An 18573-nucleotide genomic window follows, 5' to 3' on the forward strand; every position below is an offset into this window, starting at 1 on the left:
GATTATAGCGCGGCAGGCAGAGTGCTGGCATATGGAGTAAGCGTATGCGGTGCGTATTCCGTCGAGTGCCAGGCAAATGCTTCTGTGATATCGTTCATTTGACCAGTGCGATTCACCGGGACCGAACAGCTTTAACTTGAGATGACAAAACATTACGACAGATTTGGGCTGTTTCTCAGGTTCGCTCCCATTGCGGTTCTATTGGTCGGTTTGCTGCTGACCTGGTTCATCTGGGACATACTGAGACAGCATGCATTGCATGAACTGCAAAGCGAATTCAACAGTGAGGTCAAGGAGATCCACAACAGGATAGACGACCGCCTGGATGACTACCGGAATCTGTTGAGGGGGACCGCGGGGCTGTTTGCCGCCAGCGGATCGGTCGAAAGAAAAGAATTTCATGATTATGTGACCGGTCTGGATCTGGAACAGACTTTTCCGGGTATTCAGGGTCTCGGTTTTGCACAGCTGCTCTCGCCACGGGAAAAGCAACGTTTGATAACGGCAATACGCCGGGAAGGTTTTCCCAATTTTTCCATCAAGCCGGAAGGCGTGCGCGATCAATATTCCGCCATCGTCTACCTGGAGCCGTTCGACTGGCGCAACCAGCGCGCTTTCGGCTATGACATGTATTCCGAACCGGTGCGCCGTGAGGCCATGCAGCGTGCGCGCGATGAGAATGCTGCCGCCATGTCCGGCAGGGTGGTGTTGCTGCAGGAGACGGCTACGGAAGTGCAAAGCGGCTTCCTGATGTACTTCCCCGTATTTCGCAACAACCGCCCTCATGCAACCATCGAAGAGCGCCGCAACAACCTGGTCGGTTGGGTGTACCAGCCATTCCGCATGAATGAATTGATGAACAAAGGTGTGCTGGGGCGCTACCTGGATACGGTCAGGGACGAACTGGATATCGAAATCTATGATGGCACTGCCCGGCAAGCATCCAATATCATGTTCCATCTGGATCAGCCACATTCTGCAGATCAACCGCGATTTGTTTCTACGCATACCATTCGGTACTTTGGCCGCGACTGGACCGTAGTCGTGCGCTCTTTGCCCGCCTTCGAGGCGAAGCTGCAGACCGCACAGTTATTTGCAGTCGCAATCGGTGGCATAGTCATCAGCCTGCTGCTGACTTTGGTTGTGTGGCTGCTGGCGACGACCAACACCCGAGCAATCGCGCTGGCGGAGAGGATGAGCGAGAAATTGGCGCGGACCCTGGATCAGACCATCAGTGCCATGGCGGCAATCACTGAAATGCGCGATCCCTATACGGCAGGTCACCAGCGCCGTGCTGCCGACCTCGCCCGTGCTATCGCGTCGGAACTGGATGTGGATGGCGAACGATACCGTGCCTTGAGTCTTGCGGCGATGACCTATGAGATCGGCAAGATCCAGATCCCGGCGGAGATCCTGAGCAAGCCTGGGCGGCTTGACGAGCTCGAATTCAATATGGTCAAGACCCATGCGCAGGCCGGTTTCGAGATATTGCAGGAGATCGACTTTCCCTGGCCTATCGCAAAGATCGTGCAACAGCATCATGAGCGATTGGATGGTTCCGGTTATCCGCTGGGGCTCAAGGATGGCGAGATCATGCTGGAGGCGCGCATCATCGCGGTTGCGGATGTGGTGGAGGCCATGTGTTCGCACCGCCCCTATCGGCCTGCACTGGGGATTGCGGCGGCGCTGACCGAGATCATCGATCAGCGTGGAACGCTATATGATCCGGCAGTGGTGGATGCCTGCGTCACCCTGTTCCGGGATCGCGGTTTCAGTTTTTCGCCCTGATCGACTGTTCGCAATCGGACAACTATTCTTTTCCTGGTTATCTATTCAGCACTGACTGCCGGTGCAGACGCCGCCGCGCCTTTCTTCGGCGTACGCACCAGCAGCAGCAACGGCAACATCATCACGAAATTAAGCGTGGCGAACCAGAAGCTGTCGATGTAGCCGATGTTCTGAGCCTGGTGCAGCACAGCCCTGGCAGCCATTGCGACGCCTTGCGGATCCTGCGCACCGAGATGGAGCGGGGCAAGATAATTGCGTAGCGCCTCGCTGTACGGCGTGATGTCGCCGCGCAGCAGGCTCCAGCTTTGCTGGGTGCTGCGCGAGAAATAGGTGGCCAGGATGGCGATGCCGAACGATGAGCCGACCGCACGGATCAGGCTGTAGATACCCGCGGCTTCGGCTGCCGTCTCCTTGGGCAGGGTGGTGAAGGCCAGCGTGGAGATGGGTACAAAGATCAGCCCCATGCCCATGCCCTGCAGCATCATCGGCACGATCAGGTCGTTCGCCGTGATGTCGCCGGTGAAGCGAGTCATCATGTAGTTGCCCAGGATGCTGGCGCAGATGCCGACGAAGATGAAATTGCGCGGCTGGATCCGGTTGACGAATTTGCCGACGAAGATCATCACCAGGAACGAGGCCAGGCCGCGTGGCGCCATATACAAGCCTGCCTCGAAGGTCGGGTAGCCGAGGAAATTCTGCAGGAACAGCGATTGCAGCAGCATGCCGCCGAAGAAGCCGATGCCGATGGTGGTCATGATCAGGCTGGCGACCAGGTAGTTACGGTCGCGGAAGATGCGCAGGTCGAACAGCGGATGGTGCTTGCCGGTGAGCGTGTAGACGATGAAAAAAATGAAGGCGGCAACAGAGAGCAGGGCCGCAAACACCAGCGTCTGCGAACTGAACCAGTCGTCCTGGTTGCCACGGTCGAGTATCAGCTGCAGTGCGCCTATGCCCAGACCAAGCGAAGCGAATCCAAGCCAATCCATGCGCCGCTCGCGCGTGGGCGTGTCATGCACATGACGCATGGCGAGGATGAAGGAAAGGATGCCGACGGGCAGGTTGATGTAGAACGTCCAGCGCCAGCTGATCTGCTCGGTGAGCCAGCCTCCCAGCGTCGGCCCCATGATGGGGGCGACCATCACGCCCATGCTCCAGATCGCCATCGCCTTGCCGCGCTGTTCGCCGGGGAATATCTGCAGCATGATGGATTGCGACAGCGGCACCAGCGATGCACCGAACACGCCTTGCAGGAAACGGAACAGCACCATCTGCGCGAGGCTGGTGGCCATGCCGCATAGCGCCGAGGAGACGACGAAACCGGCGATGCTGATCAGCAGGAAGCGTTTCTGCCCGATGCGATCGGTGATGAAACCGGTGAGCGGCATGATGATGGCCGAGGCGATCAGGTAAGAGGTGAGTACCCAGCTGATATTGTCCGGTGTGGCATCAAGCTGGCCGATCATGTTCGGCAGCGCGACGTTGATGATGGTTGTGTCCAGCACCTGCATGATGGTCGCTGCCATCACGGCGATGCCGGTAAGTACACGATTAGAGTTCATCAAAAATTTCCAGGAAAAGACAACTGGCCACAGAGAACACAGAGATCACAGAGTAGAGAGGCGGATGGTTTTGATTTTCTCTGTGTGTTCTGTGTTCTCTGTGGCTTGAATTTGGATTTTGGGGTTACTTCAGCTGCACGCTCACGGTCGCCGTTGCACCGATGCGCAAGGGATGCTCGGCATCGGTCGGCGCAAGCTTGATGCGTACCGGCACACGCTGGGCGATCTTCACCCAGTTGCCCGTGGCGTTCTGCGGTGGCAACAGCGAGAAGGCCGTGCCGGTGCCGCCACTGATGCTTTCCACCGTGCCCTTGAAATGCTGGCCGGGATACATGTCGATCTCGATATCCACATCCTGCCCCGGATGGATGCCGGGCAGTTCGGTCTCCTTGTAATTGGCATCGATATGGAAACTGTTGTCAGCGATGAGTGCGAACAGCGGCTCGCCGACGCCGACCAGCGAGCCTGCAGTCAACGAGAGGTTGCTGATCTGCCCATCCTGGCTGGCGACGACATGTGTGTGTTCCAGATCCAGCCTGGCCTGATCGATAGCGGCTTGTGCCTTGAGTACATCGCCGCGTTCGCCCACCTTGACGGGGGCCGAAAGTGCCTTGGTCAGCTTGGCGTGAGCCTGTTCCAGCGTTGCCTGCAACGCCTGCATGTGGGTCTGCGCATCGTCCAGTGACTGTTGCGAAAGGAAATGCTGCGCCACCAGTTCCTTGTCGCGGGTATAGGTGCTGCGCGCGTTGCCAAGATCGCTTTCGGCCTGAGTGACCATGGCTCGCGCGGCAGCAACTTCCGCATTGTCCTGGCGTGCGTTCTGCCGGGCTTGCGCCAGGTCGGCCTGTGCGCGTTCCAGGGCGATGGTGAACGGTTGCGGATCGATGTCGAATAGTGCATCGCCCTTGTGAACGTGCTGGTTGTCCTTGATATGCACGGCAACGACGCGACCGCTGACCTGGGCGGCCACGTTCACCACATCTGCATTGATGTAGGCGTTTTCCGTGCTGCGCGAACGTCCATAGTAATAAGTGAAGGCAAGGATACCGGGCAAAGCGATGAGCAGCAGCCCGATGATGATCTTCTTCTTGTGCGCCTTGATGCTATCCATGTGCATTCCTTTACTGCGGTGTCAGTTTGCTGCGGATGTTCTGCAATACCTTGAGTGCGGTGCTGATCTCTTCCATGCTCGATTCGGACAGTATCTCTTTGCGCAGTTCGGCGGCATTGCTGCGGATGCGCGCTACCGCTTTTTTGCCTTCGGCGGAGAGGTACAGGTGCTTCACGCGCCTGTCGGTCTCGCTGCCGCAACGTTTGAGCAAACCTTCCTGTTCCATGTGGTCGACCTGTTTGACCAGCGTCGCGGCCTCGATGCCCATTTGTTGTGCCAATTCGCAATGGGTGCAGCCGTCGTTGCGCGAAAGATGCAATAACAGCAACCAGCGCGAATGCGAGAATCCCAGTGGCCGCAGACGGCGATCCAGCTCGGTGCGCCAGGCATGCGCGACCTGATGGAGCGATTCGGCGAATTGTTCGTCCAGCGCTTTCATGGAGTTGTTTGTGTACTAATAGTTAGCATGCTAATCATTTTCATATAAACAGGCGGATTTGTCGAGAAGCTATATTTCCATGAGGGTTATAGCAGGGAGGTCGCTGCGGTACGTAGCGACTCCTCGTCCAGATGCTCGAGCAGAAGCAATTTCGCTGCATCCAGATGAATGAAGTTATTGGCGGTAGATCGCCGATACGCGGGGTCGTAATGCTGGATCAGGAGTTTTTCGACCAGTTCAGGCCAGGCGCCTAGCTCGGCCAATTGCTGCCAATGATCGAGTATCTGACGGCCGTGCAGCGGAAGCAGCGGGGTCAGCCGGGCGATGAGCAGCGCGGGATCGTTGAGGAAGTGCCGGTAATCTTCCATCAGCAAAGCTACACGCGCCTGGACAGGTGCCTCGATCAGCAGGCAATCCGAACTCCGAATCTTCTGCAGCAACGCTTCCGGCATACTGATGAGGCCGATCTTCTTGCTTTCTGCTTCAACGAACACCGGGCGTAGCGGATCGAAATGTCGCAACGCATCCCAGATACGGCTCTCGAACATCTTTTGCGCAGGCTGCGCTTCGTGCGGCAGGTTGCCGAGCAGGGAGCCGCGGTGCTGCGCCAGCGCTTCGAGATCGAGCACCTGTCCGCCTTGTCCGTGCAGCGCATGCAACAAGCGGCTCTTGCCCGAACCGGTCGGGCCGCATACCACGCGGAACTGCAAAACGTCCGGCAATGTTTCCAGATCGGCCAGAACCTGGCGCCGATAGGTCTTGTAGCCGCCTTCGAGCCTGCCGGTCGACCAGCCGACCTGGGCCAGGATGTGCGCCATCGCGCCGCTGCGCTGGCCGCCGCGCCAGCAGTAAACCAGCGGTTTCCATCGTTTGGGCTTGTCGCAGAACAGGTTGTCGAGATGATGTGCGATGTTGCGGGCGATGAGCGTGGCGCCCAGTTTCTTTGCCTCGAATGGCGAAACTTGCGTGTACAGGGTGCCGACCTGGGCACGCTGTTCGTCGTCCAGCACGGGGGCGCTGATCGCGCCGGGGATGTGGTCTTCCGCATATTCGGCAGGTGAACGCACGTCGATGATTTCGTCGTAATCGGACAGTTGTGCTACGGTAGCGACCCTTGGATTTTGCATGGATAGTTATTGTATGAACGACGCAATCAAATTGACACAGTATTCCCACGGTGGCGGTTGCGGCTGCAAGATCGCACCTGCGGTTTTGGCCGAGATGCTGGCTGCAATGCCACAACCGCCATCTTACCCGAACCTGCTGGTCGGCACCGAGAGCAGCGACGATGCGGCGGTATACAAGCTCAATGAATCACAGGCGATCGTCGTCACCACCGACTTTTTCATGCCCATCGTGGACGATGCGCGCGACTTTGGCCGTATCGCCGCCACCAACGCGCTGTCCGATGTGTATGCCATGGGCGCGACGCCCATCCTCGCGCTGGCGGTGGTGGGGATGCCGGTCGCCAAATTGCCGCTGGACACCATACGCGAGATCCTTGCCGGCGGTGCAGCTGTGTGCGAAGCGGCAGGGATTCCGCTGGCGGGCGGCCATTCCATCGATGCGCCCGAGCCGATCTATGGTCTGGTCGGGGTGGGCGTGGTGCATCCCGATCATGTCAAACGCAATGACCGTGCGCAAGCAGGCGACGTGCTGATCCTCGGCAAGCCGCTGGGTGTCGGCATCCTCAGTGCCGCATTGAAGAAAGGCGAACTCGATGCCGCAGGCTATCGGCAGATGGTGGATACGGCCACGCAGGTAAATCGTGTCGGTGCGACCCTGGGGGGTATGGACTGCGTGCATGCGATGACCGACGTCACCGGTTTCGCGCTGCTGGGACATCTGCTTGAAGTATGCCGCGGTTCGAAACTGGGTGCGGAACTGGATTTCGATGCGCTGCCATTCCTGCCGGCGGCGTTAAAGTTGGCTGAACAGGGCTACAGTACGGGAGCGGCCGACCGCAACTGGAGCAGTTACGGTGCGGAAGTGGAACTGCCGCAGGGTTTTCCCGAGTGGCAGCGCAAACTGCTGTGTGATCCGCAGACCAGCGGCGGTCTGCTGGTGGCGTGTGCTGCTGGCGAGGCGGACAAGGTCTTGTCGATGTTTCACGAACAGGGCTTCGACGCAGCGTGCATCATCGGGAGAATGTTTTCAGAGCAGCCGCAAGTCGGGATTCGCGTCCTTCGCCGCTGATCCGGCGGGCGCCTGGTTCAGCAGCTCGACGATATCCAGATGTTTGGCCTTGATGGCCAGATCGAGCGGTGTGCTGCCATCCTGATATTTCGCAAATCGATTGGCACCTTTATCCAGCAGCAACTTGACGACCTGGGTATGGCCATTGTTCGCGGCCTTGTGCAGTGACGTCCAACCGTCGGTGGATGTCGCGTTTACGTCGGCACCATGCGAAAGCAGGTAGGCGCATGCGATCAGATGCCCGCGGGTCGCAGCCTGCATCAGTGCCGTCCAGCCGAACTGGCTGGGCGTATCTGGTTCGGCACCTTTTTCGATCAGCATCTTCACCACTTCCACGTGGCCGTTGTAGGCTGCCCAGTGCAGCGGTGTATAGCCGTTCTTGTCCCGCGTCGAAACGCGTGCACCGCATTTGATCAGCAGTTTCGCAAAGTCCAGATTGCCGTTGAATGCGGAGACCATCAACGGTGTCCAGTTGCGGTCGTCGCGCACTTCCAGATCGACGCCGCAGGACAGGAAGAGCTGCACGGCATTCTGGTTGTTGTCGTCGACGGACTTCAGCAGGCCACTTGCATTGAAGTCGTAGCCGTACTGCATGAGCTCCTGGCGTTTGTATTCCGGGATGTCTTCCCAGGCTTTTACTTCCTTGCCGGCATTGCGCAACCGGTCGAGATAGTTGCTCAGGCGGATGATCTCGCTCGCTGCCTCTGGCGGGAAACCTTCCCTGTCGCCGCCGCGCTTGTCCACCATCAGATCCTGCAGATAGGCGTCGATATGCGGCGTCTGCCACAGTTCGAGCAGCTTGTTGAAGACGCGCGGGAACTTCTCCTCCAGTGTGCCTGGATACAGGTCCTCGTCGCGATCTAGCAGGTTGAACAGTCTTTCATTCATTGGTTTTCGATTCATCAGTCCTGGTATTGTCCGGCGATCTGCCGGAATTCATCCTGGATTTGTTGGAAAGCTTCGACAACATCGGGATCGAAGTGATTCCCTTCCCCCTGCAATATATATGCCATAGCATCTTCGTGCGACAAAGCCTCCTTGTAGATGCGGCGACTGATCAGCGCGTCATACACATCGGCTACCGCCATCAGGCGTGCGGAGATGGGGATCTCTTTGCCTTTGAGGCCTAGGGGATAGCCGCTGCCGTCCCATTTTTCGTGATGTCCGGTGGCGATCTCGCGGGCGATATGGAGGAAGCGGTTAGGTGTCGGCAAACCGCTCTCGGCCATGGCGATGGCATTGCCGCCGAGCAGGGGGTGCGTCTTCATGATCTCGAACTCTTCCATCGTGAGCTTGCCTTTCTTGAGCAGGATGGCATCCGGTATGCCGACCTTGCCGATATCGTGCAGCGGTGCCAGTTTGTAGAGCGATTCGATGTTGTCCTCGGTGAGGAAATCCTTGAAGTGCGGATGGTGGCGCAACCTTAAGGCTAGTGCGCGGATATAGTTCTGGGTGCGCTTCAAGTGGTTGCCGGTTTCGTTGTCGCGCGTTTCGGCCAGCGACGCCATTGCCATGATGGTGACGTCGCGGATCTGCGCGACTTCTTCGGTCTTGTGCTGCAGCTGTGCGGTACGTTCCTCGACCTTGTGCTCCAGCACGCCGTTCATCGAGGCGAGCTGTTCGGCCAGGGATTCGTTCTCGAAACGTTGCCGCAGCGACAGCATGATGAACTTGCTCAGGAAGTGGCCGGAGCTCAGCATCACCAGCAGGAACAGCAGCAGCATGGCGCCCAGCGCGATATGCGTTTCATCCTGTTCCACCATCACGCGGAAGGTGAGCGGCACCATCAGGCTGAGGACATAGGCATAGAACGAGGGCGGATGCATCGAATTCATGGTGGCCGCACCGGCGGTCAGCCCCATCAGCACGCACACCAGCAGCACCTGGGTGAGCAGGTCGGAGGGGAAGAAGAACATCGTGCCGACCCCCCACATCATCCCGAACACCAGTGCAAAGTTGAAAAGATCCTGGCTCCAGCGCTGGCACTCCTCGATATTGCCGAGATCCTCCCGGCGCTGGATCCAGAGCACCATCTCGGCCAGATGCAACAGATAGGCGGTTGACAGCCAGATCATGAGTTGCCGGTGCGAAGCGATATCCCACATCAGCCATATGTAAAGCGGCTCGATCACTATCTGGACGACCAGCATCAAGGGCAGCAGCTTCAGGCGAGCGCGCAACTGCTCGGCACGCACGAAGAGGTTCTCTTCGTCAATGTAGAATCGCAGGTCGTCGAAGAATGAGTTCATGAAAATAGAAGGAGTAACTCAAAGAAGTTTGCTCACAGTGGACATCAAAGCCTGTGGGCAGTCAACTGATCCAGCCGAAATGACCGCATCCGGGGAGTAATGTTGTGTGTTCAAGGGTTACAATGCTCAAGATGTACAGGGTTATTAAAAGGGTGTGTGATGATCAAACATAGCAAGGTCGAGGATTTTGCTGCCGATTGGCAGCAACTGCATCAGCAAGTCCCCGAGTCAACGAAGAAGCTGATCTGCGACACGGTCGACCGATACGCTGGTGATCTGGCGACGCAGTTTTACGACTATATGCTGGCAGACAAGGAGGCGAACCCTTTTATCAGCCACGATATCGTGAGCCAACGACTGCATGCTTCAATGCAAGGCTGGTTGCGCGAACTTTTTTCCGTGCAGCAACATGATCCCAAGGAGATATACAAATACCAATGCCACGTCGGCGTGGTGCATGCGCGTATCCAGATGCCGATCTCGCTGGTGTTGCGCGGTTCGCGGCTGTTGAAACAGGCGATCACTGAACATCTGGTCGAGACCGAACTGGATCGCGCGAAGCTGGTGCAGGCGACACGCTTCGTCTCCGAAGTGATGGAATTGAGCATGTCGGCAATGACCGATTCATACGTTATCAATGTAGGTAAAAGTGTGCGCACCGACGAGTCGTACCGCATGTTCGCGCTTGGGCAGAACATGCTGGCTGAGCGCGAGCGCCAGCGCGCCGCGCTGTCGGAATGGGCGCAGCACATCCTGTTGCATCTGCTCGGGGATGAGGGTACTGGCGTTCCGGAGATGAAACATTCCGAGTTCGGCCTGTGGCTGCAGCACAAGGCCAGCATCATCTTCCACGACGCCCCGGAACTGGAGCGCATACGCGTTTGTGTCGAAAAACTGGAGCGTACGCTCCTGCCTGGCCTGATCGAGAAACGCCGCAATGGCGGTAATGCTCGCGAGGCGATGCGGCAGGTCGAGGCCGACATAGGGGAGGTCAAGTTTTTGCTGACAGGCCTGTTCGACCGCTTCATCGAAGTGGAGAGCGGGCGCGACAGCTTGACCCGCCTGCTCAATCGTCGCTACCTGCCGACCATCCTGATGCGCGAACTGGCCTTGGCCAGGAACAGCGATGTCCCGTTCGCAATCCTGTTGCTCGACATCGACCACTTCAAGAACATCAACGATACGCACGGGCATGACAGTGGCGACATGGTGCTGCAGCAGGCATCCGACCTGGTCACGTCCAGTGTGCGTGTGGGCGATTTCATCTTCCGCTATGGTGGCGAGGAACTGCTGGTCGTGCTGGTGGAGATAGGCAGGGATCAGGCCCTGCAAGTGGCCGAGACCATCCGCGAGCGTTTTGCTGCCGAGCCGATGCGCGTGGGCGACGGCAAGGTGATGCAGGTCACCGTGAGCATCGGCGTGGCTGCCTATAACGGGCATCCCGATTACGAAAGAATCGTCAAGGATGCCGACGATGCGCTCTACCGCGCCAAGAACAGCGGGCGCAACCGCTGCGAATTGGCCGATTAGTTCTTCGCGAAGAAGGCGACGGCTTCCGCCTCGTCGCGGGTGCGCTTGAACGGCGGCAGGCTTTGCCAGATGCGTTTACCGTAATGTTTGGAGATCAGGCGCGGGTCGCAGATCATCAGCACGCCGCGGTCGTTTTCGTCGCGTATCAACCGGCCCGCCCCCTGTTTCAGGTTGATGATGGCGCGCGGCAGCTGGAACTCCATGAAGGCGTTGTGTCCCTGCCGGTTCAGCTCGGCGATGCGCGCCGCCAGCACCGGGTCGTCCGGCGGGGCGAACGGCAGCTTGTCGATGATCACCAGCGACAATGCCTCGCCGCGCACGTCCACCCCTTCCCAGAATGACTGGCTGCCGAGCAGTACCGCGTTGCCGTGGTCGCGAAAACGCGTGAGCAGCTCATTGCGCGAACCTTCGCCCTGGATCAGCAGCGGGTATTTCAGGTTCTTGCGGTCGAACTCGGCCTGCAATATCTCGTAGGCGCGCTGCATCGCGCGCAGGCTGGTGAAGAGCATGAATGCGCGGCCTCGGCTGGCCTCGACCAGAGGCAATGCAGCCTGCACCACTGCATCGGTATAACCCTCGGTGTTTGGCTCAGGCAGGTTTTGCGGCACATACAGCAGTGCCTGTTCCTGATAGTTGAACGGGCTGTCCCAGCATGCGGTGCGCGCTTCCTGCAGTCCCATCTCGCCCTGGTAGTGTGAGAAGTTCTGTTTCACTGCCAGTGTCGCCGAGGTGAATATCCAGGCGCGCGGGTGGCCGCTGATCTGCTTCTTGAAGATGTCCGCGATGGACAGTGGTGTGGAGTTCAGCTGCAATGAATGGTGGAACACCTCCAGCCAGCGCACGGTTTCCGGCACATCGCCGGTCTGCCAGTGTTTCAGCTCCTGCACCAAGGTGCGTGCCCGTTGCCAGCAGTTCTCCAACCCTTCGCTGCGTTCCGCCTGCTTTTCCAGCAAGTCGGACAGTTTGGCCAGTTTTTCTGCCAGCACCTTCAGCGTCGGTTCGAAGTCCTTGATGTTGGCCGTCGCATCCGCTGCCATACGGCCTTCCTTCTTGAACGCCAGGCGCAGGTCGCGCGCGGCTTTCTCCAGTTCATCGCACGCCGCCGGCAGTGCCGCAAAGTCCTTGGCGCCGCTCAGCGCCTCGATGCGCGCATCCTGCGACAGGTCGAACAGCTGCGAGGTGGACAGGCTCTCGCCGAAGAACAGGCTGGCCGTCTCCGGCAACTGGTGCGCCTCGTCGAAGATCACCGTGTTGCAGGCGGGCAGCAGTTCCGCCACACCCTCGTCGCGCAGCATCACGTCGGCGAAGAACAGGTGGTGGTTCACCACCACCACGTCGGCTTCCATCGCCTCCTTGCGCGCCTTGAGTACGAAGCACTCGGTGTGCTGCGGACATTCCTGTCCCAGGCAGTTGTCGCGCGTCGAGGTCACGTGCATCCAGATCGGTGCGTTCTCCGGCACATCTGCCAGCCCGCTCTTGTCGCCGCTCTGCGTCACCTTGGCGTAGGTCACGATCTTCGCCAGATGCTTCACGTCCTCGCGCGTCTTGAACAGCCCGTTCGATTGCGCCAGAGACAAATGGTAGTGACACACATAGTTCGAACGCCCCTTGAGCAGCGCCACCGACACCGGCGCTTTCAGCGCATCGCGCACCATCGGCAGGTCTTTCTGGAACAGTTGGTCCTGCAGGTTCTTGGTGCCGGTGGAGATCACCACCTTGCCGCCCGCCAGCAGTGCCGGCACCAGATAGGCGAAGGTCTTGCCCGTACCGGTGCCTGCTTCCGCCACCAGGATGGCGTTGTCGCGTATCGCCTCGGCCACGGCCAGCGCCATCTCGCGCTGCTGCGTGCGCGGACGGAACGAAGCGACTTCGGTGGCAAGCGGGCTTAGTTCGGAAAAGAAACGTTCTACTTCGACGGTCACGGCGGGGTATGGTTATTGGCTGGGGACGGCGTTATAGTGCGGCAGCGATTTTACGCGAGGCCACAGAGATGGGGGTGGATTTTTACCCGTTCTGCACTCTGCTCGCAGCCAATTCTCAAGGAATCATCTTATGGAACACGCACCCGAAATCATCACTGTAGCCCAGGTCATCCAGCAGGCGGTTGCTCCGGTATTCCTGCTGACCGGGGTCGGAGCGGTCCTGAGCGTGCTCTCCGTACGGCTGGCCAGGGTGATCGACCGCTTTCGGGTGCTGGATACAGCCTCCAACAGCGAACGCGCCACACATGCGATAGAAATAGATACCTTGATACTCAGGGCACGCTGGATACATTGGGCGATCAGCCTTTGCACCACTTGTGCTCTGCTTATTTGCATCGTAATCGCGGCACTGTTCATCGGTTCCGAGTTGGGCAAAGACCCCTCGACACCAATAGCCGTGTTGTTTATTGCTGCCATGCTGGCGCTGACTACCGGACTGCTGTGTTTTCTGCGCGAGATCGCGCTATCGACCAATATCATCAACTTCCCCAAGAGCCAGGAATAACCACTCTGCGAGGGAAGACAGTAATGGTTTGAAGAGGTCAGTTCCGATTTTCTTTGATGAAAGGAGCGCTAAATGGCCAAGAAGACTTTTCCGCTTTCCGAAGTCTATCGCCTGCTGGAGCCCGGCCCCGTGGTGATGGTGAGCACTGCACACAAGGGCAAGGCGAACATCATGACGATGTCGTGGCAGACGATGATGGAGTTCGCGCCGCCGCTGGTGGGGTGCGTGATCAGCGGACGCAACCACAGTTTCGATGCGCTGGTGGCGACCAGGGAATGCGTGCTCAATATTCCCTCGGTGGAAATGGCGAAGCAGGTGGTGGGGGTGGGCAACTGTTCAGGCAGCAAGGTGGACAAGTTCAGGAAATTCAAGCTGACGGCGATGCCTGCATCCAAGGTGGCGCCGCCACTGATCGACGAGTGTTTCGCCAATCTCGAATGCAGGGTCTACGACACACGTATGGTGAACAAGTACAACTTCTTCGTGCTGGAGGTGGTGAAGGCGTGGATCGATCCCGCCAAGAAGAACCCGCGCACCTTGCATCACCAGGGCAAGGGATATTTTGCGGTGGATGGAGACACGATCAAGCTGTCTTCGAAGATGGCGTGATGGTTCGACCAGATGAAAATGCGCTATTTAGCTGCCTGGTTCGTGATGCTGGTGGTTGCGATGATCAATGGCGCGTTGCGCGACTTCACCTATGGCAGGCAACTTCCCGCGCTGCTGGCGAACCAGCTTTCCTGTGCGAGCGGCATCATCTTGCTGGGCGCGGTGATCTACTTGTACCAGCGCCGCTGGGCATTCGCCTCGGCACGGCAGGCTTGGGTCATCGGCCTGTTCTGGATGGCGTTGACGATGGCGTTCGAATTCCTGTTCTTCCATTACGCCGCAGGGCATCCATGGTCTGAATTGCTGGAGAATTACGATATAGTGCATGGACGTCTGTGGCCGTTGATTCTGCTCTGGGTGGCGGTCGCGCCTTATTTCTTTTTTCGTCTGGCTGGCAAGCGCTGTTAGCGCGTGGGGAATCAGTGATGCAGATCTGGGTGGATGCCGATGCGTGTCCGAAAGTGATCAAGGAGATTTTGTTCCGCGCGGCCGACCGGCGGCAGATGCAGGTGACGCTGGTGGCAAATAAGCTGCTGTATTGCCCGCCTTCGAAGTTCATCCGTGCCATGCAGGTGCCGGCCGGATTCGACGTTGCCGACAACAAGATCGTGCAGATGACGGAGGCTGGCGATCTGGTGGTCACCGCCGATATTCCGCTGGCTGCCGAGGTGATCGCGCGCGGAGGCCATGTGCTGAACCCGCGCGGCGAGTTCTACACCAAAGACACGATCCAGGAACGGCTGACCATGCGCAACTTCATGGATGGATTGCGTAGCAGCGGGGTGGAAACTGGTGGGCCGCCGACACTCAGCCAGAGCGACCGCCAGGCATTTGCAAATCAGCTGGACAGGTTTCTGGCGAAACACGTTCGCCCCTCGACAGGCTCAGTGCGAACGGACGTTTCCGGGGATGGCTGATGGGCAAACTCGCTAAAGAGTCGCTTGCCAGGATTCCCAGCGGTGTATGGGTACTGGGTTTCGTCAGTCTGCTGATGGACGTGTCATCGGAAATGATCCATAGCCTGCTGCCGTTGTTCATGGTCACGGTGCTGGGGGCCAGCGCATTGACGGTCGGTGTGATCGAGGGCATCGCAGAGTCCACGGCGTTGCTGGTGAAGGTATTCTCGGGCGCGCTGAGCGACTATCTTGGCAAGCGTAAAGGGCTGGCGCTGTTCGGCTATGCCATGGGCGCGCTGACCAAGCCGATGTTCGCGCTGGCCTCCGGCGTGGGCATGGTGCTGGCGGCACGCTTTCTCGACCGTATCGGCAAGGGGGTACGCGGTGCGCCGCGCGATGCCTTGATTGCCGAGATCACGCCAGCCGGGATACGTGGTGCAGCGTTCGGCTTGCGCCAGTCGCTGGATACGGTGGGTGCGTTCCTCGGGCCATTGCTGGGCACCGCCTTGATGCTATTGTGGCTCAACGATTTTCGCGCGGTGTTCTGGGTGGCGGTGATCCCGGGGTTGCTGGCTGTCGCATTGCTGTTGTTCGGCGTACACGAACCGAAAAGCGGGGAAGCGCAGCAGCCCAACAACCCGGTCAGCCGCGAGAATCTGCAGCGGCTTGGTAGCGATTATTGGTGGTTGGTCGGCATCGGCGCGGTGTTCACGCTGGCACGCTTTAGCGAAGCCTTCCTCGTGCTGCGCGCAGCACAGGGCGGGATTCCCGTCGCTTTGGTGCCGCTGGTGATGGTGGCGATGAATGTGATCTATGCCGCGTCGGCATATCCGTTCGGCAAGCTTTCCGACGGCATGAGCCACACCAGGCTGCTGGCGATGGGGCTTGCGGTATTGATCGCGGCCGACCTGGTGCTGGCGAGCAACGACCATTGGGTGACGGTGTTGCTTGGTGTGGGGTTGTGGGGAGTGCACATGGGCATCACGCAGGGCTTGCTGGCGCGCATGGTGGCGGATGTGACACCCGAGGATCTGCGCGGTACGGCATACGGTTTCTTCAATCTGATGAGCGGGCTGGCGATGCTGGTTGCCAGCATGCTGGCGGGACTGCTCTGGGATCGCGTTGGCCCCTCTTTTACCTTTTATGCTGGCGTGGGTTTTTGTCTGATTGCAGGTTTTGCATTGGCCTGGAAGCCAGCAAGGGCGGGAGATTTAAGCAAGAATTAAGAATTCCTGCCTATAGTGCAGGAATACAACACTCCAGCTTGGAGAATGTAAAATTTAAGGTAAAATCCGCGCCGTTTTGTGCAGGACTTATAGTAACAATATCTGCCTTACCAATCGAGCAACGGGATTTTCCTTGGACGTGGTGCGCTGAGCTGATTAAAGTGATTGGCGCTTATCGACCAGGAATTCGTTTGTTTAACAATTTTCAGGTGGTGTATGCAGCAAGTAAATGCAAATCATGCCGGCAAAGATGAACAGGCAGCAGTGAAGGTGTGGGACCGGTTCCTCCGGTTCTTCCACTGGACGCTGGTGCTGTGCTTTGCGACAGCTTTCATTTCGGGTGAGGTGCACTTGTCCGAGATACATGTGCTGGTCGGGTATGTGCTGTGTGTATTGCTGGCGGCCAGGCTGTTTTGGGGATTCAAAGGCAGCGAATATGCGCGCTTCCGCGCCTTTATCTTTCCTGTCAGCGAGGCTATCGAGTATCTGCGCTCGATGCTCAAGGGTAACCCCAAACATTATTACGGACATAACCCGGCAGGCGCATTGATGGTGTTCACGCTGTTCGGGTTGCTGGCGGCGATATTTGTGTCGGGCCTGCTTACTCTGGGTACCATAGACTTCGAAGGGCCATTGGTCTTCCTGGCGAACCGGGTGACTGACGAGTCCAGCTATGCGTTTCGCCATGTCCACGAATTTCTTCCCAACGTGGCACTTGCGTTGGTAGTACTGCACCTTCTGGGTGTATTGGTTGGCAGCATCCAGCACAAGGAAAATCTTGTGAGGGCGATGATCACCGGGAAGAAATCACCACCAAAGCAATCAAGTTCCAGCAGTCAAAACGATAAAGAGGAGAGTTAAATGAAGGGCATCCAGTTTATGAGTGCCGCCGTGCTGTGCTTGGCGGCTCTATCCGGGACGGCGTTCGCGCAGGAGTCGGCTTTCGATATGCCGCTGACATCCAGTGCGTATGTGAAGGACTATGAATCGTTCAAGCTTGCGGCAGCGAACGATACCGAAGTATCCGTGAAGAAGTCGAACAGCGCCGCCCCAGTGGTAGCCGCGACTCCATTCGAGCCCCCGTTGATCACGGGCGGCAAGGTGCACCAGTATCTCGGTCTTGGAACCATCGTCCTGGCGGGATTGACGGCAGTGACAGCGCCGGGCGAAGGCTGCGAGACCAACTGTACGGCGCAGGCAAACCAGCCGCGCCAGACCAACGGTACGCACGCCAAGCTGGCAAAGGCGACCGTTGCGATGGCTGCAGCAGCCATCACCACAGGCCTGATCACGCACTGGGACGATTTCCATCTGGCGGACGGCATCACCGATCCTGATAATCTGCATATACTGCTGGGCGTGACCGGCGCTGCACTGATGGCTTATGCCGTGAACAAGTCGAAGAATTCGACTGTGCCGGTCAGCCATGCAGGCATCGCCGAGATGGGCGCACTGGGCATGGTGGCTGCGATCAAGATCACCTGGTAACGGAGAGTGAGAATGAAACCACTATTCACATTGATGGCGTTGATCGGCACGCTGGTCATGGCTTCCGCCGCATCGGCGACCCCCGCCAGCGACGAGCTGTTTGCCCGGTACAAGTCTGAGGGGGCTTCCGGTTTCGACGCTGAACGCGGCAAAGCGGACTGGGCCAAAGAGGGCAAGGTCGAGGATGGCGTGAAGATGAATTGTTCGACTTGCCACGGCGACGACCTGCGCAAGCCTGGCAAGCACAAAAAGACCGGGAAGGTCATCGAGCCGATGGCTCCCAGCGTCAATCCGGAGCGCTTCACGGATGCCAAGAAGATCGAAAAATGGTTCAAGCGTAATTGCAATGACGCTTGGGGTCGCGAATGTACAGCGCAGGAAAAGGGCGATGTCCTTAAGTTCCTGCTGAGCAAGTGAGGATCGGAGAGATGATGATGCAAAATAAATTCAAAGCAGCTCTGTTGGCTGCAGCATTGCTGATGAGCAGCGGGGCAGCGATGGCGGAACAGAACTTCTGGCAATGGTTGGGCAACTTCTCGCGTCAAAAAGGCGTGCAACCGGTCGATAACAAGACCTACTCGGACGAGTGCGGCTCATGCCACTACGCCTACCCACCCGGCCTGTTGCCGAGCAAATCGTGGGCGAAGCTGCTGGACGAAAAGGCCTTGAACGATCACTTCGGCGAGAATGCTTCGCTGGACAAGGACACCCTGAAGACCATCTACGATTACGCGATGGACAATGCCGCGGAGAAATCCTGGTACAAGCGTTCGCGCAAGATCGCGCTGGCGACCGAAGACGGCGATGCTCCGATACGTATCACCGAGGTGAGTTACATCAAGCGCAAGCACCACGACATCCCGGAGAAGATGATCAAGGGCAACAAGGATGTCAAATCCCTGAGCTACTGCAACGCATGCCACACCAAAGCTGACAAGGGCATCTTCGACAGCGACACCGTGTCCATCCCGAACTATCCTGACTGGGATTGATGC

The 18573-nt window shown here is 58.2% G+C and carries 19 protein-coding genes; 12 read left to right on the plus strand and 7 right to left on the minus strand.

What is annotated here, in order from left to right; translation table 11 throughout:
* The first annotated feature begins 141 nt into the window (after positions 1 to 141).
* On the plus strand, positions 142 to 1788 hold the full coding sequence (locus SLIT_RS16185; RefSeq protein WP_013029441.1) for a CHASE domain-containing protein: 1647 nt from the start codon (positions 142 to 144) through the stop codon (positions 1786 to 1788).
* A 41-nt stretch (positions 1789 to 1829) separates the two neighbouring features.
* On the opposite strand, the gene SLIT_RS06510 is transcribed toward SLIT_RS16185, so the two are convergent.
* From SLIT_RS06510 to mnmH, 4 genes are all read right to left on the minus strand, one after another.
* Positions 1830 to 3347 carry a DHA2 family efflux MFS transporter permease subunit gene (locus SLIT_RS06510; RefSeq protein WP_013029442.1) on the minus strand — a complete coding sequence of 506 codons (1518 nt, stop codon included), beginning with the start codon at positions 3345 to 3347 and terminating at the stop codon, positions 1830 to 1832.
* A gap of 124 nt (positions 3348 to 3471) precedes the next feature.
* On the minus strand, positions 3472 to 4458 hold the full coding sequence (locus tag SLIT_RS06515; RefSeq protein ID WP_013029443.1) for an HlyD family secretion protein: 987 nt from the start codon (positions 4456 to 4458) through the stop codon (positions 3472 to 3474).
* A gap of 10 nt (positions 4459 to 4468) precedes the next feature.
* Positions 4469 to 4897, minus strand: a complete 429-nt coding sequence (locus SLIT_RS06520) for a MarR family winged helix-turn-helix transcriptional regulator (protein ID WP_013029444.1) — start codon at positions 4895 to 4897, stop codon at positions 4469 to 4471.
* A gap of 86 nt (positions 4898 to 4983) precedes the next feature.
* Positions 4984 to 6024 carry a tRNA 2-selenouridine(34) synthase MnmH gene (gene mnmH, locus SLIT_RS06525; protein ID WP_013029445.1) on the minus strand — a complete coding sequence of 347 codons (1041 nt, stop codon included), beginning with the start codon at positions 6022 to 6024 and terminating at the stop codon, positions 4984 to 4986.
* Between the two features lie 13 nt (positions 6025 to 6037).
* Between mnmH and selD the strand changes: the two genes are divergently transcribed.
* Positions 6038 to 7093 (plus strand): selenide, water dikinase SelD, encoded by a 1056-nt coding sequence (selD, locus tag SLIT_RS06530; RefSeq protein ID WP_013029446.1) that lies wholly within the window; start codon positions 6038 to 6040, stop codon positions 7091 to 7093.
* Here the strand turns inward: selD and SLIT_RS15155 are convergent.
* Complete coding sequence (locus SLIT_RS15155; RefSeq protein ID WP_049870966.1) at positions 7052 to 7981, minus strand: ankyrin repeat domain-containing protein; 930 nt, start codon at positions 7979 to 7981, stop codon at positions 7052 to 7054. The genes selD and SLIT_RS15155 overlap by 42 nt on opposite strands.
* Before the next feature lie 14 nt (positions 7982 to 7995).
* The gene (locus SLIT_RS15160; protein WP_013029448.1) at positions 7996 to 9342 is read right to left on the minus strand and encodes an HD-GYP domain-containing protein; all 1347 of its coding nucleotides are present in this window, start codon (positions 9340 to 9342) and stop codon (positions 7996 to 7998) included.
* A 159-nt stretch (positions 9343 to 9501) separates the two neighbouring features.
* Between SLIT_RS15160 and SLIT_RS06545 the strand changes: the two genes are divergently transcribed.
* Positions 9502 to 10872, plus strand: coding sequence for a diguanylate cyclase (locus tag SLIT_RS06545; RefSeq protein WP_013029449.1), 1371 nt, complete (start codon positions 9502 to 9504; stop codon positions 10870 to 10872).
* On the opposite strand, the gene yoaA is transcribed toward SLIT_RS06545, so the two are convergent.
* Positions 10869 to 12794, minus strand: coding sequence for a DNA repair helicase YoaA (gene yoaA / locus SLIT_RS06550; RefSeq protein WP_013029450.1), 1926 nt, complete (start codon positions 12792 to 12794; stop codon positions 10869 to 10871). The two genes, SLIT_RS06545 and yoaA, sit on opposite strands and share 4 nt — an antisense overlap.
* Positions 12795 to 12924: 130 nt before the next feature.
* Here yoaA and SLIT_RS06555 point away from each other — a divergent pair, with 130 nt between their 5' ends.
* From SLIT_RS06555 to SLIT_RS06595, 9 genes are all read left to right on the plus strand, one after another.
* Positions 12925 to 13359: a DUF2721 domain-containing protein gene (locus tag SLIT_RS06555; protein WP_013029451.1), complete on the plus strand. Its 435-nt coding sequence runs from the start codon at positions 12925 to 12927 to the stop codon at positions 13357 to 13359.
* A gap of 72 nt (positions 13360 to 13431) precedes the next feature.
* Positions 13432 to 13968, plus strand: a complete 537-nt coding sequence (locus SLIT_RS06560) for a flavin reductase family protein (protein ID WP_013029452.1) — start codon at positions 13432 to 13434, stop codon at positions 13966 to 13968.
* An 18-nt stretch (positions 13969 to 13986) separates the two neighbouring features.
* Positions 13987 to 14376 carry a hypothetical protein gene (locus SLIT_RS06565; RefSeq protein ID WP_150102958.1) on the plus strand — a complete coding sequence of 130 codons (390 nt, stop codon included), beginning with the start codon at positions 13987 to 13989 and terminating at the stop codon, positions 14374 to 14376.
* 17 nt (positions 14377 to 14393) lie between these two features.
* Complete coding sequence (locus SLIT_RS06570; protein WP_013029454.1) at positions 14394 to 14885, plus strand: YaiI/YqxD family protein; 492 nt, start codon at positions 14394 to 14396, stop codon at positions 14883 to 14885.
* A complete protein-coding gene (locus SLIT_RS06575; protein ID WP_013029455.1) occupies positions 14885 to 16090 on the plus strand; it encodes an MFS transporter in 1206 nt (401 codons plus the stop codon). The genes SLIT_RS06570 and SLIT_RS06575 overlap by 1 nt, the downstream gene beginning before the upstream one ends.
* A 165-nt stretch (positions 16091 to 16255) precedes the next feature.
* The gene (locus tag SLIT_RS06580) at positions 16256 to 16951 is read left to right on the plus strand and encodes a cytochrome b/b6 domain-containing protein (protein ID WP_223293835.1); all 696 of its coding nucleotides are present in this window, start codon (positions 16256 to 16258) and stop codon (positions 16949 to 16951) included.
* The gene (locus tag SLIT_RS06585) at positions 16952 to 17578 is read left to right on the plus strand and encodes a hypothetical protein (protein ID WP_013029457.1); all 627 of its coding nucleotides are present in this window, start codon (positions 16952 to 16954) and stop codon (positions 17576 to 17578) included.
* Between the two features lie 12 nt (positions 17579 to 17590).
* Positions 17591 to 17995 (plus strand): DUF1924 domain-containing protein, encoded by a 405-nt coding sequence (locus SLIT_RS06590; RefSeq protein WP_013029458.1) that lies wholly within the window; start codon positions 17591 to 17593, stop codon positions 17993 to 17995.
* Between the two features lie 11 nt (positions 17996 to 18006).
* Positions 18007 to 18570, plus strand: a complete 564-nt coding sequence (locus tag SLIT_RS06595; protein WP_013029459.1) for a diheme cytochrome c — start codon at positions 18007 to 18009, stop codon at positions 18568 to 18570.
* The last annotated feature ends 3 nt before the right edge of the window (positions 18571 to 18573 follow it).

The organism is Sideroxydans lithotrophicus ES-1 (genome assembly GCF_000025705.1).
Lineage (GTDB): Bacteria > Pseudomonadota > Gammaproteobacteria > Burkholderiales > Gallionellaceae > Sideroxyarcus > Sideroxyarcus lithotrophicus.

Excerpts from the sequence above, each read along its gene's own strand:
- SLIT_RS06515 (WP_013029443.1), bottom strand. The coding sequence starts at position 4,458 with ATGGATAGCATCAAGGCGCACAAGAAGAAGATCATCATCGGGCTGCTG.
- SLIT_RS06555 (WP_013029451.1), top strand. The coding sequence starts at position 12,925 with ATGGAACACGCACCCGAAATCATCACTGTAGCCCAGGTCATCCAGCAG.
- SLIT_RS16185 (WP_013029441.1), top strand. The coding sequence starts at position 142 with ATGACAAAACATTACGACAGATTTGGGCTGTTTCTCAGGTTCGCTCCC.
- SLIT_RS15160 (WP_013029448.1), bottom strand. The coding sequence starts at position 9,342 with ATGAACTCATTCTTCGACGACCTGCGATTCTACATTGACGAAGAGAAC.
- SLIT_RS06545 (WP_013029449.1), top strand. The coding sequence starts at position 9,502 with ATGATCAAACATAGCAAGGTCGAGGATTTTGCTGCCGATTGGCAGCAA.
- SLIT_RS06565 (WP_150102958.1), top strand. The coding sequence starts at position 13,987 with ATGCGCTATTTAGCTGCCTGGTTCGTGATGCTGGTGGTTGCGATGATC.
- SLIT_RS15155 (WP_049870966.1), bottom strand. The coding sequence starts at position 7,981 with ATGAATGAAAGACTGTTCAACCTGCTAGATCGCGACGAGGACCTGTAT.
- SLIT_RS06570 (WP_013029454.1), top strand. The coding sequence starts at position 14,394 with ATGCAGATCTGGGTGGATGCCGATGCGTGTCCGAAAGTGATCAAGGAG.
- SLIT_RS06590 (WP_013029458.1), top strand. The coding sequence starts at position 17,591 with ATGAAACCACTATTCACATTGATGGCGTTGATCGGCACGCTGGTCATG.
- SLIT_RS06585 (WP_013029457.1), top strand. The coding sequence starts at position 16,952 with ATGAAGGGCATCCAGTTTATGAGTGCCGCCGTGCTGTGCTTGGCGGCT.
- SLIT_RS06520 (WP_013029444.1), bottom strand. The coding sequence starts at position 4,897 with ATGAAAGCGCTGGACGAACAATTCGCCGAATCGCTCCATCAGGTCGCG.
- mnmH (WP_013029445.1), bottom strand. The coding sequence starts at position 6,024 with ATGCAAAATCCAAGGGTCGCTACCGTAGCACAACTGTCCGATTACGAC.
- SLIT_RS06560 (WP_013029452.1), top strand. The coding sequence starts at position 13,432 with ATGGCCAAGAAGACTTTTCCGCTTTCCGAAGTCTATCGCCTGCTGGAG.
- SLIT_RS06510 (WP_013029442.1), bottom strand. The coding sequence starts at position 3,347 with ATGAACTCTAATCGTGTACTTACCGGCATCGCCGTGATGGCAGCGACC.
- SLIT_RS06595 (WP_013029459.1), top strand. The coding sequence starts at position 18,007 with ATGATGATGCAAAATAAATTCAAAGCAGCTCTGTTGGCTGCAGCATTG.
- SLIT_RS06575 (WP_013029455.1), top strand. The coding sequence starts at position 14,885 with ATGGGCAAACTCGCTAAAGAGTCGCTTGCCAGGATTCCCAGCGGTGTA.
- selD (WP_013029446.1), top strand. The coding sequence starts at position 6,038 with ATGAACGACGCAATCAAATTGACACAGTATTCCCACGGTGGCGGTTGC.